Here is a 15125-nt window from a genome sequence, read left to right as displayed (position 1 = left end):
GCATTTGACCTTCGGGCTGCGATTCCCGAGCGCTGGCGGTTTACACGCGGCGGCGCGTGGTCTTAATTCGGAACGACACAAGGCACCCGCTTCAAGGAGGTGCTGCATAAGGCGAGGAAATCAAGAACATCATGGCCAGGAAAACCGAGAACAACGGTCCGTCCGTCAGCGCGCAGGAAGCGCTCGAATTCCACGCCATGGGTCGCCCCGGCAAGCTGGAGATCGTCGCCACCAAGCCGATGGCGACGCAGCGCGACCTCAGCCTCGCCTATTCGCCGGGCGTCGCCGTGCCGGTGCGCGCCATCGCCGAGGATCCCAGCCGCGCCTTCGACTACACGACGCGCGGCAACATGGTCGCCGTCATTTCCAACGGCACCGCCATCCTTGGCCTCGGCAATCTCGGCGCGCTGGCCTCCAAGCCGGTGATGGAAGGCAAGGCGGTGCTGTTCAAGCGCTTCGCCGATGTCGATTCCATCGACCTCGAGGTCGATACCGAGGATGCCGACGAGTTCATCAACTGCGTGCGCTTCCTCGGCCCCTCCTTCGGCGGCATCAACCTCGAGGACATCAAGGCGCCGGAGTGCTTCATCATCGAGCAGCGCCTGCGCGAGCTGATGGACATTCCGGTCTTCCACGACGACCAGCACGGCACCGCGATCATCTCGGCCGCCGGCCTGATCAACGCGCTGGAAATCACCGGCCGCGACATGAAGACCACCAAGATGGTCTGCAACGGCGCCGGTGCCGCCGGCATTGCCTGCATCGAATTGCTGAAGGCGATGGGCTTCGCCCCGGAAAACATCACCTTGTGCGACACCAAGGGCGTCGTCTTCCAGGGCCGCACCGAAGGCATGAATCAGTGGAAGTCGGGGCATGCGATCAAGACCGAGGCGCGTTCGCTGGCCGAGGCGCTCGACGGCGCCGACGTCTTTCTCGGCCTTTCCGCCAAGGGCGCGCTGACCCCGGCCATGGTGCAGTCGATGGCCAAGCACCCGATTATCTTCGCCATGGCCAATCCCGACCCGGAGATCACGCCCGAGGAAGTGGCCGAGATCCGCACCGACGCCATCATGGCCACCGGACGTTCGGATTATCCGAACCAGGTCAACAACGTGCTCGGCTTCCCCTACATCTTCCGTGGCGCGCTGGATGTGCGGGCCACCACCATCAATGACGACATGAAGATCGCCGCCGCCCACGCACTGGCAGCACTTGCGCGCCAGGACGTGCCCGATGACGTCGCCGCCGCCTATCAGGGCAACCGGCCGAAATTCGGTCCCAACTACATCATCCCGGTGCCGTTCGACCCGCGCCTGATCTCGGCCATCCCGATCGCGGTGGCCAAGGCTGCGATGGACTCAGGCGTCGCCCGCAAGCCGATCCTCGACCTCGACCGCTACGCGCAGGAGCTGTCCGCCCGCCGCGACCCGATCGCCTCGACCTTGCAGCGCATCTACGACCGTGTGCGCCGTCAGCCCAAGCGCGTCGTCTTCGCCGAGGGCGAGGAGGAGCAGGTGATGCGCGCCGCCGTCTCCTATGTGAACCAGCGGCTCGGCACCGCCATCCTGCTCGGCCGCGACGACGTCATCAAGGAAAACGCCAAGCACGCCGGCATCGACCTCAACAAACAAGGCATCGAGATCATCAATGCCCGGCTGTCGCGCCGCAACTCGATCTACACCGACTATCTCTACGAGCGCATGCAGCGGAAGGGCTTCCTGTTCCGCGATTGCCAGCGGCTGATCAACAACGACCGCAACCATTTCGCCGCCTGCATGGTGGCGCTGGGCGACGCCGACGGCATCGTCACCGGCGTCACCCGCAATTATTCCACCGCGCTCGACGACATCCGCCGCGTCATCGACGCCAAGCCCGGCCACCGCGTCATCGGTGTGTCGATCGTGCTTGCGCGGGGCAGAACCGTGCTCGTCGCCGACACCGCCGTGCACGACATGCCGAACGCCGAACAGATCGCCGACATCGCCGAGGAGGCGGCCGGCTTCGCCCGCCGCATGGGCTACGAGCCGAGGCTCGCCATGCTCGCTTATTCCACCTTCGGCCATCCGCAGGGCGAACGCTCCGAGCGCGTCCAGGAAGCCGTGCGCATCCTCGACAAGCGCCGCGTCGATTTCGAGTATGACGGTGAAATGGCCGCCGACGTCGCGCTCAACGCCCGCGCCATGGCGCAATATCCGTTCATCCGCCTGACCGGCCCGGCCAACGTGCTGATCATGCCAGCGTTCCACTCGGCCTCGATCTCGACCAAGATGCTGCAGGAACTCGGCGGCTCGACGGTCATCGGCCCGCTGCTAGTTGGCTTGAACAAGCCGGTTCAGATCGTCTCGCTGAATGCGAAGGACTCGGACATCGTCAACATGGCGGCGATCGCGGCGTATACGGCGGGGACTTGAGGAACGGTCCGTGCGGCGGACCAATAGCCAGCCAAAGCCAACGATCTGGCTTTCGACCAGGCAGCGCCCGAACGCCGTCGGACCTCAGCCATAAGGGATTGATAAGATTCAACTGATATAGGGAACCTCTTGCCGACTTGCCGTAACGGCATCTACGGCGCGCTCAGACCGCCAAATGGGGGTGCGGCCATGAAGCATGACGGAGTTCCTGTATCCACGGTCGGCCTGGGAGCCGACCACGACGAGCGGCTGGACGCCCTGCTCAGCATCACCGGCCGCATGGACGGCTATCTCTACCGCTGTCGCAACGATGCATCCTACACCATGCTCTATATCAGCGATGGCGTTTTCACGGTCAGCGGCTTTCCGCCCACGGATTTCGTGCACAACGCCGTGCGCGACTATGTCTCTGCTATCCACCCGGACGACCTCGCTGCGGTCTATGCCGCCGTCGACGCCGCGCTCGAGGCGCGTTGCAACTGGAACGTCGACTACCGCATCGTGCCGAGGGTCGGCGAACCGCTCTGGGTTCGCGAGATTGGCGGCGGTGTCTGGGACGATGCCGGCGAACTCGAATTCCTGGAAGGCTTCGTCGTCGACATCAGCGACCGCAAGGTTGTCGAGGACCTCAACGCCCAGCTGCTCCTGGATCTGAAGGCAGCCAACGAGGAACTCTCGGCGCAAAAGCGCGAGATCGAGGTGGCGAAGCAGCAAAGCGACCATTCGGCCAACCACGATGCCTTGACCGACCTGCCCAACCGGCGCGCCTTCCACGACGAACTCAAATCGGTGGTCGCCCGCTGCGGCGCCACCGGCGAGGCGGCCGGTCTCCTGTTCATCGACCTCGACCGGTTCAAGGAAGTCAATGACACGCTCGGCCACGAGGCCGGCGATGCGCTGCTGCAGCGCGTGTCGAGCCAGCTTCGCTCGATCCTGCGCAGCGCCGATTTCGTGGCCCGGCTCGGCGGTGACGAGTTCGCCTTCCTGTTCTCCGGCGATGCCGATCTGGCACAGCAGAAGGCCGTGCGCGTCGCCGAACGCATCCTGGAAAGATTGCGGATCAAGGTTCCGACGCCGAATGGCGCCATCCAGGTCGGCTGCACCGTTGGCGTCGCCATGTATCCGGCGGAAGCCACCGATTCCGAAGCGCTGATCGCGCTCGCCGACCGGCTGATGTACATCGGCAAAAAGAGTGGCCGCAACCGTCTGGTCACCGCCAGGGAAATGGCGCCGCAACAGCCATCGTCCCGGCCTCGCCACCCGATTCGCAAGACGGCCTAGCGCCATCAAGGGCGTGCACAAAAGCCCTTGAACCAGCCTTATCGCCTGCCTGTGCCCGGCGATTACCCCAGCAGCCACTCGCGGAACCGCTTGATGCCGGCCGGGCCCGATTTGGCGTCTGCCCAGGCCTCAAGGCACTCAATCCGGCGCGAATACACGCGCGGCCAGCACCACATCGTCGACCTGATCCTGCCGCAGCAGGTCGATCGGAATGCGGCCGTCGAGTTGCGCCGAGGGGCGGGTCAGCCACAGCCACGCGAGCCTCGGATTGCTGATCAGGGATAGCACCTCGCGGAGACCCGCCACTGGCCTGCCGTCGACGAACTGCGCCAGCGGGAAGACGTGCTTGCGGCCGCCCTTGCGCAAGGCGACGACTTCGCCCCGCCTTTGCCAGCGGTGCAATGTCGAGCGGGCGATGCGCAGGTTCTCTTCCAGATAGGTCGAGCCGGCGACCCGCCCGGCCCAGTCCTCGATCAGCATCGATTCGAGGTCGTCGGACTGGCCGCGCGGGGATGAAGAAACAGGCCCATCGATATCCGCCAGCGATGCCGCCGGCTGGCTTGTCGCGGTACCGGCCTCGCTGCGACGCGCGGCTTCCGCCGCCAGCGCGCGCACGAACTTCGACGCCAGGCCGGGAAGATCGGCATGGATGGCGTCGATGGCGCGCTGGTGCTTTGGCGACAGCAGGGTGACGGCGGAAGCTATGCTGCCGGCGATCTTGCCGACCGAGACCATGGTGGGCTTGTTGATGGCCTCGTCATAGTGGGCAAGCGCGCGTTCGACTCTCTCCGCGACCATATCCGCGAATTCGTCCTGCCCGATGCCGGTCGACTGGGTCTGGAATCTGTTCATGCATCTGTCTTTTTGGGCCGCGCGCGCTCCTCCCTCAGCTGCGGCCGAATGTTGAACGTCAGTGCGGAAAGCCGAAATCGCAGCGGCAACGGATGCAGCCGCCCGACAGCTTGCTGTCTTGCATTTTTTGACACCCCAACTGGCTATGGTGCCCCGAAATGTCAGTCGCGGGGCCTCGATTTCGTGTAGGTGCGATGTGTGACAGCTGCGCGACGGTGAGCAGCCGGTTCGCCGCAGGCGAATTCATCGTGCCAGTGGCACGATGAAAGGCCGGCGAACGCCGGGACGCTGCGAAGCAGCGGGGACCCGGCAAACCCCGGCTCTCGCTAAGACGACACTAAAGCTACAACAACCCCGCCTGCTCGGCCTCACGACGCAAATTCTGCCGTGGCCTTGGGCCGATCTGCTGGATCACCAGTCCGGCCGCCAGTGAGCCAAGGTCGCCGCAGGTCTTGAGGTCGCGGCCTTGCGTGTAGCCGTGCAGGAAACCGGCGGCGTAGAGGTCGCCGGCGCCTGTCGTGTCGACCAGCTCCCTGATCGAGGTCGCCTTGATGACCACGGTCTCGTCGCCGCGCACGATCACCGAGCCCTTTTCAGAGCGCGTCACGGCGGCGATCTTGCAATCCTTGCGGATCTGCGCCAGCGCCTCGTCGAACGACGATGTCTGGTAGAGCGACTTGATCTCGTGGCTGTTGGCGAAAACAATGTCGACGGTGCCGGAGCGCATCAGGTCGAGGAACTCGTCCCGGTAGCGGTCGACGCAGAACGAATCCGACAGCGTCATCGACACTTCGCGGCCGGCCGCGTGCGCCAGTTTCGCCGTCTGCCGGATCGCTTCCTTGGCGCGCGGCGGGTCCCACAGATAGCCCTCGAAATAGGTGACCTTGGCGCCCGAGGCCTTGTCGGCCTCGACATCCTCCGGCCCAAGTTCGACGCAGGCGCCGAGATAGGTGTTCATCGAGCGTTCGCCGTCAGGGGTGACGAAGATCATCGAGCGCGCCGTGGGCGGCTCGCCCTTGAGCGGCCTGGTGTCGAAGGCAACGCCCTGCGCATGGATGTCATGGGCATAGATTTCGCCGAGCGCGTCGCTGGAGACCTTGCCGAAGAAGGCGGCGCGTCCGCCGAAGCTGGCGACGCCGGCCGCCGTGTTGCCGGCGCTGCCGCCGGACGCTTCGATCGCTGGGCCCATGCGGCTGTAGAGCAGTTCGGCGCGCTCGGTGTCGATGAGGTTCATCGCGCCCTTGATGATGCCGTTGGTCTCGAGGAATTCCTCGTCGCACTGGGCGATGATGTCGACAATGGCATTGCCGATGCAAAGCACGTCATAATCCGGCATCAAAGTCTCCGCCAAGAACCCGAGCCGGCTTCCACACCGGCCGGGCGCGGGTGTAGCGATTCGCAACGGGTTTGCCTAGGGTGTGCTGATATTCGGGTGATTCCGGTCCGCGAACGGCGGACCCTGGAGCGCGACACGCCAGGCGCTACGACAATTCGACCGTGGCCGAAACATTCCATCGCCGCGTCGCTTACAAGCCTTGTTCAGCCGATCACGTCCCAAGGCGAACCAGCCCCCATGTCTACAAAGAACAGGCCGACAAAGAATGACATGACGACCGAGCTGGCACTGCTTGCCGTTCTGGCGGTGCTCTGGGGCGCGTCCTATACCTTCATCAAGATCGGTGTCGAGACGATCCCGCCGGTCACGTTCATTGCCGCGCGCACCTTGATCGCGGGTGGTATCCTGCTCGCCATCATCCGCTGGCGTGGCCTCGCCATGCCGCGCGATGTTGCAAGCTGGCGCCGTTTCGCCTTCCAGGCCTGCCTCAACAGTGTTGTGCCGTTCACCTTGATCGCCGCGGCCGAGCGCTCGGTCGACGCCGGCCTTGCCACCATCCTGAATGCCACCTCGCCGATCTTCACCTTCCTGTTGACCGCGCTCATCACCCGCCATGAGCCAGTGACGTTGCGCAAGCTGCTTGGCGTCGGCGCCGGCATAGCCGGCATCTGCCTCATCATCGGCACCGAGGCGCTGGGTGGTCTCGGTCACCAGCTCTGGGCGCAGCTTGCCATCGTCGCGGCAACGATCTGCTATGCCGGTGCGGCGATCTTCGGCCGCGGCTTCAAGGGCCTCGATCCGATGCTCCCGGCGGCCGGCTCGATGCTCTGCGGCGCAATCATGCTCGTGCCGCTCAGCCTTGTGGTTGACCAGCCATGGACGCTGGCACCGTCGGCGGCGTCGATCCTGGCCTTGCTCGGCCTTTCCGTCTTCTCGACCGCATTGGCCTTCGTCATTTATTTCCGCCTGATCCACACGCTGGGCTCGGTCGGCACGACGTCGCAAGCCTATCTGCGCGTGCCGATTGGTGTCGGCATCGGCGCCCTCTTCCTCGGCGAAAGCCTGGGTTCGACGGCATGGCTGGGAATGGCCTTTGTTGTCGCAGGCGTAGCGGCGATGACCATCCCAGTGCGCAAACCGGTACTCGCTCGATAGCCATTGGCTTGTGCTCGCGTCCTGCGCTGCCTATCTCGGGAGCGTCCGCCCGCTCGGCGGTGTCCGTTGACCTGGGGTTCAAGCACGGTGATTTTCGACGCTGCTCGCACTGCGGCCCTTGAGCTGCTCTCGCCTCCGTTTCGTGCCGTGTTCCTCAAGACATTGGGCTTGACCCTGCTGGCGCTGGTCGCCCTTTGGTTCAGTTTGACCAGTCTTGTCGAGTGGCTGGCCCTGCCATGGCTCCACGCGCTGTTGCCCGGCATGCCCTCCTGGGCCGGCTGGCTGGGCGGCATCATCGCCGCCATCGCCCTTGCCTTCGCCATGGCGTTGCTCATCGCGCCGGTGACGGCCGTTATCGCCGGCCTGTTTCTCGACGATGTCGCCGAAGTGGTCGAACAGACCGACTATCCCGACGATCTGCCGGGACGCGCCATGCCGGCGCTGCGGTCGCTGGTGCTGTCGATGAGATTCCTGGGCGTCGTCATCCTCGGCAACATCGTCGCCCTGCTGCTTCTTTTGGTACCCGGCATCAACATCGCCGCCTTCTTCATCGTCAACGGCTATCTGCTCGGGCGTGAGTTCTTCGAATTCGCCGCCATGCGCTTTCGCCCGGAGGCAGAGGCCAGGGCCTTGCGCAGGCACTATGCCGGCACGGTGTTTCTCGCCGGGTTGGTCATATCGGCCTTCCTCGCCGTGCCGCTGCTCAACCTGGTGACGCCACTGTTCGCCGCTGCCATGATGGTGCATCTGCACAAGGCGATATCGGCCCGCGCAAGCCGCCAGTGACCGCAAGCGTCAGGCGACGGGTTCAGCGAAAAGCGCCTGCAATTTGCCGAACGGCATGGCGGCGCGGGTGAAGCCGAACGTGCCGTCCTGCTGGATCTCACGCGCCGCCGTCTCCAGCATGCCATAGGCGAAATTGGTCAGCCACGGCCCGAGCGAAATCCGCTTGACCCCGGCCATCGCAAGATCGGCGATGGTGAAGCCCGGTCTCGCCATGACGTTGACCGGCTTGCCGACCGCCGAGCAGACCGTGCGGACCATCTCGACGTCGCCGATGCCTGGCGCATAGAGCACATCGGCGCCGGCCTTCTCGAAGGCTTGCAGCCGCTTGATGGTGTCGTCGAGATCGGACTTGCCCCACAGGAAATTCTCGGCGCGCGCCGTGAAGACGAAATCGTGCTTCAGCGCCCGTGCCGCCTCCGCCGCCGCCGCGACCCGCTCGACCGCGTGCGAGAAATCATAGATCGGCTTGTCCGGGTCGCCGGTGTGGTCCTCGATCGAGCAGCCGGCAAGGCCGGCCGCGTCCGCCGCGAAGATGGTTTCGGCGGCCTGCTCGGCGCTGTCGCCCTTGCCGCGTTCGAGATCGGCGGAAACCGGCAGGCTGGTCGCCGCCGTCACCTCGCGGCAATGGTGGATCATCGCCTCGAAGGTCACGGCGCCATCCGGCAGGCCGCGCGAAAAGGCAAAGCCGGCGCTGGTCGTCGCCAGCGCCTTGAAGCCGAACGAGCCCAGCAACTTCGTCGTGCCGACGTCCCAGGGATTGGGCATGACGAAGGTCGAGGCATGCAGGTCACGAAAGATCTTGCCCTTGTCCATGGTAGTTTCCCATCATGTGCGGTGTGGTGGAGCGGAATTTATCCTGCCGTCCTCGGCCGGGCAAACGAATGCGATCGGTTCAGAAGCGTTTGGCGTTCTCTGCTGACAAACGTTCGAACGCGTCGGAATCCTTGACGTAGCGCGATGCCTTCTTGTCCCAGTGATAGGTGACGGAAATCTTGTGCGATGAAGCCTCTGGCGGTGCCTCGTCGCAGCTTTCACCGCTCGGCGCGGTGGCGTCGGTCACGGTCGCCTTGATCGCGGCATAAGGCTTGTCGGCGATCGGCTGGAAGGCGATATCCTGCGTGCGCTTGTAGGCGCACAGGTTCTCGTCAAACGTATAGATCATGTCGATCAGCTCGAACCGGTCGTTGCGAACCATGATCAGCGGCGTGCTCACATAGCCCTGATTCGAATTGAAATGCGTGCTCATGGTGATGAGCAAATCGTCGTTGGGGCTGAGGGAAAGCTTGCCGGGATCACGGAAATAGGTGCTGCGGTCGACGGCGACATTGACGGCGTCGAGCAGTCTCGGCCTGGCCGTGATGTCGTAGAGGGCCAGGACCGCATAGCCCTCGGCACTGTCGGGAGAATCGCCGAGGTCGAACAGCATCGCCAGCCGATCCTTGCCGCCGGCCTTGATGTCGAGCACCGATGCATTGGGGAGGCTCGACGCCTCGGGCGGCGAACCGCCGCTATCGGGACCCTCGATGTGGCGCATGTCGATCGGCGACCCGCCCTTGTAGAAGCCGTCACTGTCCGCGCTCAGGTCGGGGATGACCATCCTGGCCAGATCGAGATAGGTGACGTCCTTGTGGCCGGGCAGTGCGCTGCCGAGTTCCGGGAAGCTGACGGCTTGCGCGCCGGCTGCCGTCCAGAGAAACGGCAGCAGCACAACAGCGAGAACGAAGCGAAGCAGGGTGGGTTTCATGCGTGGCCTCGAATTGGCGGCGCCAAGCTAGCACGGACAATCGGCGTACAGCCGCGAGCTGAAGATCAAATCAGTGGATCGGCACCAGTCCGGCGAGTTCGCGCATGTCGTCGAACAGGATGCCGCCGGCCTGGACCAGCCCATCGCGGTCGGAATAGGGATCGCCATGATAGGAAAATACCCGCATGCCGGCGGCGATGCCGGCCTGCGTTCCGGCGACGCTGTCCTCGATGACGATGCAGTCGGCGGGCGCAAAGCCCATCGTCTTCGCCGCATGCAGGAATAGGTCGGGAAATGGCTTGCCGCGTCCAACCATGGTCGAGCTGAACAGCGCGTGTTCGAACAGCGGCAACAGCCCGGTCTGACCAAGCGTGATGTGCATCTTCGACACCCTGGCCGAGGTGGCGACGCAATAGGCGATGCCGGCCGCGCGCACCACTTCGATGAAGTCGTGGACGTAAGGGATGGCCTCAACCCCGTGGGCGAACAGGTCGGGCAGGCCGGCATTCCAGCGATCGACGAAATCGGCGCCGAGCCTGACGCTGGTCTCTGCCTCGATCTCCTTCTGCACCGATGCCATGCTGCGGCCGGAGAAGTTCTTGCGGCAATATTCGAAGCTTGTCGGATAACCGGCAGCGGTCAGCCATTCGGCGAGGCGTCGATTGGCGAGGTTCTCGGTATCGACCAGGATCCCGTCGCAGTCGAAGATAACGAGTTTTGGCAGGACCCCATGCATCAGGCGGTGCCGGTCGATCCGAACCCGCCCGAGCCACGTGCCGTTCCGCCGGCCAAGGTGCGTTCTTCCACCGCTGCCTGCGTCACCGCCGCGAAAACGATCTGGGCGATGCGCATGCCGCGCGTCACCGCGAAATCCTCGTCGCCGAGATTGATCAACAGCACCTTCACTTCGCCGCGATAGTCGCTGTCGATGGTGCCGGGCGTGTTGAGAACGGTAAGGCCATGCTTGAAGGCAAGGCCCGAACGTGGCCGCACCTGGCCTTCCATGCCTTCCGGAATTTCCAGGATCAGCCCGGTCGGCACCAAAGCGCGTTTGCCCGGCAGGATCAGCAACGGCCGGTCGTCGGGCACCGCGGCCCGCAAATCCATGCCGGCGGCGCCGGTGCTTTCATAGTCGGGGAGGGGAAGCCCTTCACCATGCGGCAACCTGACGAAGCCGACGGTCGGACCGATGACGGAGGGAGTGTGGAGAGCTGCGCGCATAAAATCGATCCTATCGGCGCGAACCGCGATTCGGTCAACTCAACCGCAATGCTATCAACGGCTTTCTTTGTGGCATCACAGTGATCTAGCGCAGTTCCATCGGAACGACCGTTGTTTCCTTGATCTCCTCCATCACGAAGGAGGCGGAAACGTCCGACAGCGCCACCTTGGCGATCAGTCGCTGGTAGAGCCGGTCATAGGCCTTCACGTCGGCGACGCGGGCGCGCAGCACATAGTCGAGGTCACCGGACATGCGATAGACGCCGGTGATCTCGGGAAGGCCGGTCACCGCCGCCCGGAACTTCTGCAACCAGTCGGGATCGTGATTGGACGTGCGGATCAGGATGAACACCGAAAGGCCAAGCCCGAGCTTGTCGGCGTCGACCAGCGCCACCCGCCCGGTGATGACACCATCCTCCTCAAGCCGCTTGACCCGGCGCCAGCAGGCATTGCGCGACAAGGCCACCCGTTCCGACAGCTGGTCGACGGAGAGTGTGCCGTCGCGTTGCAATTCAGTGAGCAATTTTCGGTCGATTTCGTCGATTTCCAGCACCATGTGGGATGTTTGTCCCATGAAATGGCCAAATACAAGGACATTTTGAGACCAATGAACCTGCGAAGCATGTCAGGATACTCATCATCAGGAACTCAAGCGCTGAAGGAGGACCAGCATGTCGGCAGGGCTCGCAAGGATTTTCACCTCTCACCCGGCCAAGGTCGGCGAGACCTATTTCGGCCATATGGCCTTTGCCGCCTGGTTCTCGTCGCGGTTGCTGATGGCGGCGGGTGCCGCGCTCGTTCACGCTTTCTTGCCATTTCTGTTTGAGACTACCGCCAGCCGAATCGTTCGCGAGCTTTACGAGCGGACGCACAACAGAGGCAAACATGCGATCAAGGAGCCCGCTGCTCTCATGGATCGCGCCTAGAGAACGGTTGATGCGATGTGCCGGTGGGCGGCCTATCTTGGTGAAGCAGTCTTCCTCGAAGACATCCTCACGGCGCCCTGTCACTCGCTGATCGCCCAGAGCCATTGCGCCCAGGAAGCGAAATCGCCGACCAATGGCGACGGCTTCGGCCTCGCCTGGTATGGCGACCGGCCCGAACCGGGGCATTATCGCGATATCCTGCCGGCCTGGTCGGACCCCAATCTGAAAAGCCTCTGCCGGCAGATCAAGTCGGGCCTGTTCCTTGCCCATGTGCGGGCGTCCACCGGCGGCGCCACCAGCCGCATGAACTGCCATCCCTTCATCTCGGGCCGCTGGTCGTTCATGCACAATGGTCAGATCGGCGGCTTTGAAAAGATCCGCCGGGCGTTGGAGAACTCGCTCTGCGATGCCGTCTTCGACCAGCGCGAAGGCACCACCGATTCCGAATTGTTCTTCCTGCTGCTGATCGACGAAGGACTGGCCACCGATCCGCAAGGTGCCGTGTCCCGTGCCACCAGCCGCGTCCTCGAAGCCTCGCGCCGCGCCGGTCTCGAACCGGCGCTGAAGCTCACCGCCGCCTTCTCGGATGGGCAGGCGCTGCATGCGGTGCGCTATGCCACCGACGCCCACGCGCCGACGCTCTACACCTCCGTCTTGCGCAGGGGCGGCCGCTGCATCGTTTCCGAACCCTTCGATCGCGAGGGCGGCGACTGGCAGGCGATCCCGCCGTCGAGCTTCGTCACCATGACCAGGGATGGCATCACCATTCGCCCCTTTGCCCCTGCCGCGGCGAAGCTGGCGCTGGTCGGATAGTCCCAGGCCCAGCTGCACAATCCCGATCAAGCGCAGCCGATGCTCGAATGCTCAACTTGGCTTGAAGTCGCGCCGCCGTCCGCCATCTTGATCAGGGCGAGTGCGGCCAAGCCGGAGCCTTGAGCATGGACATCGTCTTTTCCTCAACCGTCGAACTCGCCGCCGCGATCGCCACGCGGAAAATCTCCGCCGTGGAAGTGCTCGACGCTCATCTGGTGCAGATCGACAGGCACAATGGGGCGGTCAACGCCGTCATTTCGCTCGACAGGCAAGGGGCTCGCGAGCGCGCCAAGAAGGCGGACGCGGCAGTGGCGCGTGGCGAGGCGCTCGGGCCACTGCACGGCGTGCCGTTCACTTTGAAGGACATGCACGAGACATCTGGCATGAAAACCACGGTCGGCTTTCCGCCCTTCGCCGACTATGTCGCGAGGCACGACAGTCCGGTCGTCGCCCGGCTGAAGGCGGCCGGCGGCGTGCTGATGGCCAAGACCAACGTCGCAACCATGCTGTCGGACTGGCAGTCGAACAATCCGTTGTTCGGCCGCACTGGCAACCCTTGGAATCTCCAGCGCACGGCGGGTGGCTCCAGCGGCGGTGCGGCGGCGGCGCTTTGCGCCGGGATGACGCCGTTCGATGTCGGCACCGACATGCAGGATTCGATCCGCCTGCCGGCTGCTTTCTGCGGCGTCTATGGGCTCAAACCGACGGAGCATCGTGTCTCGCTGGCTGGCGCCTTCCCCGATCCAGATGGTGCCGCGCGCAGCGTGCGGCTGATGTCCTGCCTCGGCCCGCTGGCGCGCAGCGTGGAAGATTTGTCGTTGATCTATCAGATCATCGCCGGGCCGGACGGGAGCGATACCGATCTTGCGCCGGTGCCGGTCGAGGCCATGCCAAAGCTCGACCTCAAGACCTTGCGCATCGCCGTCGCGCCGTCCTTTCCAGGCTTCCCGGTGGCCGGCGATATCAGTGCCGCGCTTGAAAGTCTCGCAAGGCAGCTGCAATCGGCAGGCACGATCGTCGAGGAAGCGAAACCGCCCAAGCTCGATCTGCGCGATGATCTGGAGCAGGGCGGCGCGTTGATCGGCATGATGATGGAAGCCGCGCAGCCGCCGGAGCAACCGACGCCGGCATCGCGCTGGTTCGAGGCGCTCGCCCGTCGCGACCAATCCATCCTCGCCTGGGACCGGTTTTTCGAAAGCTGGGACGCCTTGCTCTGCCCGGTCGCCATGACCACGGCCTTCCCACATTGCGAGCCGGGCACGCCGATCAAGGTCGACGGCAAGGAGCAGAGCTACTGGCTGCTGCCCGCCTATGGCGCGGTCTTCAACTACAGCGGTCATCCCGCGCTTTCCATGCCGTGCGGGCAGGACAGCGACGGCCTGCCGATCGGACTGCAACTGGTCGGCAAACGCTGGTCGGAGTCGCGGCTGCTCGGCATTGCGGCGGCGATCGAGCCGCTCACCGGCGGTTTTCGCCGTCCGCCGGGCTATTGAGCGAAGCGGGACAATCCATAAGGTTCAAGCAGCGGGTCGCGCTCGCCGTCGAGGATTTCCCGCGCGGCGAACAGGCCGACGGCCGGCGCCAGCGTGATGCCCGAATGCATGACCGCGACGTAAAGACCGTCCATGCCCTCGGCGCGGCCGACGATCGGAAAGCCGTCGATCGGCGTCGGCCGGTAACCGACCGTGTGGAAATCCAGCTCCAGCCCGTCGCTGCCGCGCAACATGGCTTTCATGGCCGAAAACAGCTCGCGGGCGGTGGCTTGCGGATCCATGCCGGGATCGGCGCCGCCGAAATCCGAGCCGGCGATGACGCGACCCTCCGCCGTCTGGCGCATGTGCAGCCGTTCGGCCAGCACCAGCCCGTTGAGCAGTTTTTCGTAAGGCCGCGAATGGACGATCAGCCCCGGCGGTGTCTCGATCGGCAGCTTGATGCCGGCCGTCGCGGCAATATCCGGCGAGCCGACGCCGGCCGCGATCACCACCTCGTCGGCGGCAATCAGGCCGTGCGATGTGTCGACACCGGCAATCTTGCCGTCCGTTTGGACCAAAGCCGTGACCGTGCTGGCGATGATCCGCGCCCCGCGCCGTTCGGCGTCAGCCAGCAACGCTTTCGTGGCCGCGACCGGCTCAGCAACACCCTCCTCGGCGACATGCAAGGCGAAATCCGGAAGCTCCGTGAGATTGGGCTCGATGCGCGTGGCGGCGGCACGATCGACGCGCTCGATGCCATAGCCCCAGGATGAATGCTCTCTGGCATAGGTTTCCATATCGGCCGCCGACAGATCCCAGCATAGGCCGCCGCACCAGGCGAGCGGCAGGCCAGGCAGGTCCCGCGCCAGTCGCGACCATTCGGCCATGGCGCGCGTGCGCAGCCGGAAATACGGCTCCGGATTGCCCCAGCTGGCATTGATCCAGGCAAACGAATTCGGCGTCGCGACGCCGCCGGCAGCACTGTCGGCGATCACCGTCACCCGAGCGCCCGCCTTGCTCAGATGCCACGCGATGGAGGCACCGATGATGCCGGCGCCGATGACGATGATTTTCTTGCTCATGCTGGTCCTCTGCCGAATGGGCATCTTCTGATGACATCACGGCGGG

The 15125-nt window shown here is 64.5% G+C and carries 15 protein-coding genes; 7 read left to right on the top strand and 8 right to left on the bottom strand.

Annotated elements, in window-relative coordinates:
- Positions 1–131: 131 nt before the first annotated feature.
- Entirely contained in the window at positions 132–2411 is a 2280-nt protein-coding gene (locus AC56QQ_RS34400) for an NADP-dependent malic enzyme (protein WP_497124978.1), read from the top strand.
- Between the two features lie 189 nt (positions 2412–2600).
- A complete protein-coding gene (locus AC56QQ_RS34395; RefSeq protein ID WP_497124977.1) occupies positions 2601–3692 on the top strand; it encodes a diguanylate cyclase domain-containing protein in 1092 nt (363 codons plus the stop codon).
- 138 nt (positions 3693–3830) lie between these two features.
- On the opposite strand, the gene AC56QQ_RS34390 is transcribed toward AC56QQ_RS34395, so the two are convergent.
- On the bottom strand, positions 3831–4544 hold the full coding sequence (locus AC56QQ_RS34390) for an antitoxin Xre/MbcA/ParS-like domain-containing protein (RefSeq protein WP_497124976.1): 714 nt from the start codon (positions 4542–4544) through the stop codon (positions 3831–3833).
- Between the two features lie 343 nt (positions 4545–4887).
- Positions 4888–5880, bottom strand: a complete 993-nt coding sequence (locus AC56QQ_RS34385; protein ID WP_256749085.1) for an adenosine kinase — start codon at positions 5878–5880, stop codon at positions 4888–4890.
- 270 nt (positions 5881–6150) lie between these two features.
- Here AC56QQ_RS34385 and AC56QQ_RS34380 point away from each other — a divergent pair, with 270 nt between their 5' ends.
- Both AC56QQ_RS34380 and AC56QQ_RS34375 read left to right on the top strand, forming a co-directional pair.
- Positions 6151–7035, top strand: coding sequence for an EamA family transporter (locus AC56QQ_RS34380; protein ID WP_497124974.1), 885 nt, complete (start codon positions 6151–6153; stop codon positions 7033–7035).
- A gap of 87 nt (positions 7036–7122) precedes the next feature.
- Complete coding sequence (locus tag AC56QQ_RS34375) at positions 7123–7821, top strand: sulfate transporter family protein (protein WP_497129231.1); 699 nt, start codon at positions 7123–7125, stop codon at positions 7819–7821.
- A gap of 9 nt (positions 7822–7830) precedes the next feature.
- Here the strand turns inward: AC56QQ_RS34375 and AC56QQ_RS34370 are convergent, their stop codons facing one another.
- The 5 genes from AC56QQ_RS34370 to AC56QQ_RS34350 all read right to left on the bottom strand — a co-directional run bounded on the left by AC56QQ_RS34370 (position 7831) and on the right by AC56QQ_RS34350 (position 11342).
- Positions 7831–8634 (bottom strand): isocitrate lyase/PEP mutase family protein, encoded by an 804-nt coding sequence (locus AC56QQ_RS34370; protein ID WP_489859161.1) that lies wholly within the window; start codon positions 8632–8634, stop codon positions 7831–7833.
- 79 nt (positions 8635–8713) lie between these two features.
- Entirely contained in the window at positions 8714–9565 is an 852-nt protein-coding gene (locus AC56QQ_RS34365) for a hypothetical protein (protein WP_497124973.1), read from the bottom strand.
- Between the two features lie 70 nt (positions 9566–9635).
- Entirely contained in the window at positions 9636–10301 is a 666-nt protein-coding gene (locus AC56QQ_RS34360) for an HAD family hydrolase (protein ID WP_489859163.1), read from the bottom strand.
- Positions 10301–10786 (bottom strand): dUTP diphosphatase, encoded by a 486-nt coding sequence (dut, locus tag AC56QQ_RS34355; RefSeq protein WP_497124972.1) that lies wholly within the window; start codon positions 10784–10786, stop codon positions 10301–10303. The genes AC56QQ_RS34360 and dut overlap by 1 nt, the downstream gene beginning before the upstream one ends.
- A gap of 85 nt (positions 10787–10871) precedes the next feature.
- Positions 10872–11342: an Lrp/AsnC family transcriptional regulator gene (locus AC56QQ_RS34350; RefSeq protein ID WP_256749078.1), complete on the bottom strand. Its 471-nt coding sequence runs from the start codon at positions 11340–11342 to the stop codon at positions 10872–10874.
- 115 nt (positions 11343–11457) lie between these two features.
- Here AC56QQ_RS34350 and AC56QQ_RS34345 point away from each other — a divergent pair, with 115 nt between their 5' ends.
- From AC56QQ_RS34345 to AC56QQ_RS34335, 3 genes are all read left to right on the top strand, one after another.
- Positions 11458–11712: a DUF6356 family protein gene (locus AC56QQ_RS34345; RefSeq protein ID WP_091584328.1), complete on the top strand. Its 255-nt coding sequence runs from the start codon at positions 11458–11460 to the stop codon at positions 11710–11712.
- A 15-nt stretch (positions 11713–11727) separates the two neighbouring features.
- Positions 11728–12525: a class II glutamine amidotransferase gene (locus AC56QQ_RS34340; RefSeq protein WP_489859165.1), complete on the top strand. Its 798-nt coding sequence runs from the start codon at positions 11728–11730 to the stop codon at positions 12523–12525.
- A 125-nt stretch (positions 12526–12650) separates the two neighbouring features.
- Positions 12651–14018: an amidase gene (locus tag AC56QQ_RS34335; RefSeq protein ID WP_497124971.1), complete on the top strand. Its 1368-nt coding sequence runs from the start codon at positions 12651–12653 to the stop codon at positions 14016–14018.
- On the opposite strand, the gene AC56QQ_RS34330 is transcribed toward AC56QQ_RS34335, so the two are convergent.
- A complete protein-coding gene (locus tag AC56QQ_RS34330) occupies positions 14012–15079 on the bottom strand; it encodes an NAD(P)/FAD-dependent oxidoreductase (RefSeq protein WP_497124969.1) in 1068 nt (355 codons plus the stop codon). The two genes, AC56QQ_RS34335 and AC56QQ_RS34330, sit on opposite strands and share 7 nt — an antisense overlap.
- Between the last annotated feature and the right edge of the window lie 46 nt (positions 15080–15125).

This window comes from Mesorhizobium sp. RCAM 05099, assembly GCF_059683685.1.
This window is presented reverse-complemented; position numbering and strand designations above follow the sequence as displayed.

Excerpts from the sequence above, each read along its gene's own strand:
- AC56QQ_RS34400 (WP_497124978.1), top strand. The coding sequence starts at position 132 with ATGGCCAGGAAAACCGAGAACAACGGTCCGTCCGTCAGCGCGCAGGAA.
- AC56QQ_RS34395 (WP_497124977.1), top strand. The coding sequence starts at position 2,601 with ATGAAGCATGACGGAGTTCCTGTATCCACGGTCGGCCTGGGAGCCGAC.
- AC56QQ_RS34390 (WP_497124976.1), bottom strand. The coding sequence starts at position 4,544 with ATGAACAGATTCCAGACCCAGTCGACCGGCATCGGGCAGGACGAATTC.
- AC56QQ_RS34385 (WP_256749085.1), bottom strand. The coding sequence starts at position 5,880 with ATGCCGGATTATGACGTGCTTTGCATCGGCAATGCCATTGTCGACATC.
- AC56QQ_RS34380 (WP_497124974.1), top strand. The coding sequence starts at position 6,151 with ATGACGACCGAGCTGGCACTGCTTGCCGTTCTGGCGGTGCTCTGGGGC.
- AC56QQ_RS34370 (WP_489859161.1), bottom strand. The coding sequence starts at position 8,634 with ATGGACAAGGGCAAGATCTTTCGTGACCTGCATGCCTCGACCTTCGTC.
- AC56QQ_RS34365 (WP_497124973.1), bottom strand. The coding sequence starts at position 9,565 with ATGAAACCCACCCTGCTTCGCTTCGTTCTCGCTGTTGTGCTGCTGCCG.
- AC56QQ_RS34360 (WP_489859163.1), bottom strand. The coding sequence starts at position 10,301 with ATGCATGGGGTCCTGCCAAAACTCGTTATCTTCGACTGCGACGGGATC.
- dut (WP_497124972.1), bottom strand. The coding sequence starts at position 10,786 with ATGCGCGCAGCTCTCCACACTCCCTCCGTCATCGGTCCGACCGTCGGC.
- AC56QQ_RS34350 (WP_256749078.1), bottom strand. The coding sequence starts at position 11,342 with ATGGTGCTGGAAATCGACGAAATCGACCGAAAATTGCTCACTGAATTG.
- AC56QQ_RS34345 (WP_091584328.1), top strand. The coding sequence starts at position 11,458 with ATGTCGGCAGGGCTCGCAAGGATTTTCACCTCTCACCCGGCCAAGGTC.
- AC56QQ_RS34340 (WP_489859165.1), top strand. The coding sequence starts at position 11,728 with ATGTGCCGGTGGGCGGCCTATCTTGGTGAAGCAGTCTTCCTCGAAGAC.
- AC56QQ_RS34335 (WP_497124971.1), top strand. The coding sequence starts at position 12,651 with ATGGACATCGTCTTTTCCTCAACCGTCGAACTCGCCGCCGCGATCGCC.
- AC56QQ_RS34330 (WP_497124969.1), bottom strand. The coding sequence starts at position 15,079 with ATGAGCAAGAAAATCATCGTCATCGGCGCCGGCATCATCGGTGCCTCC.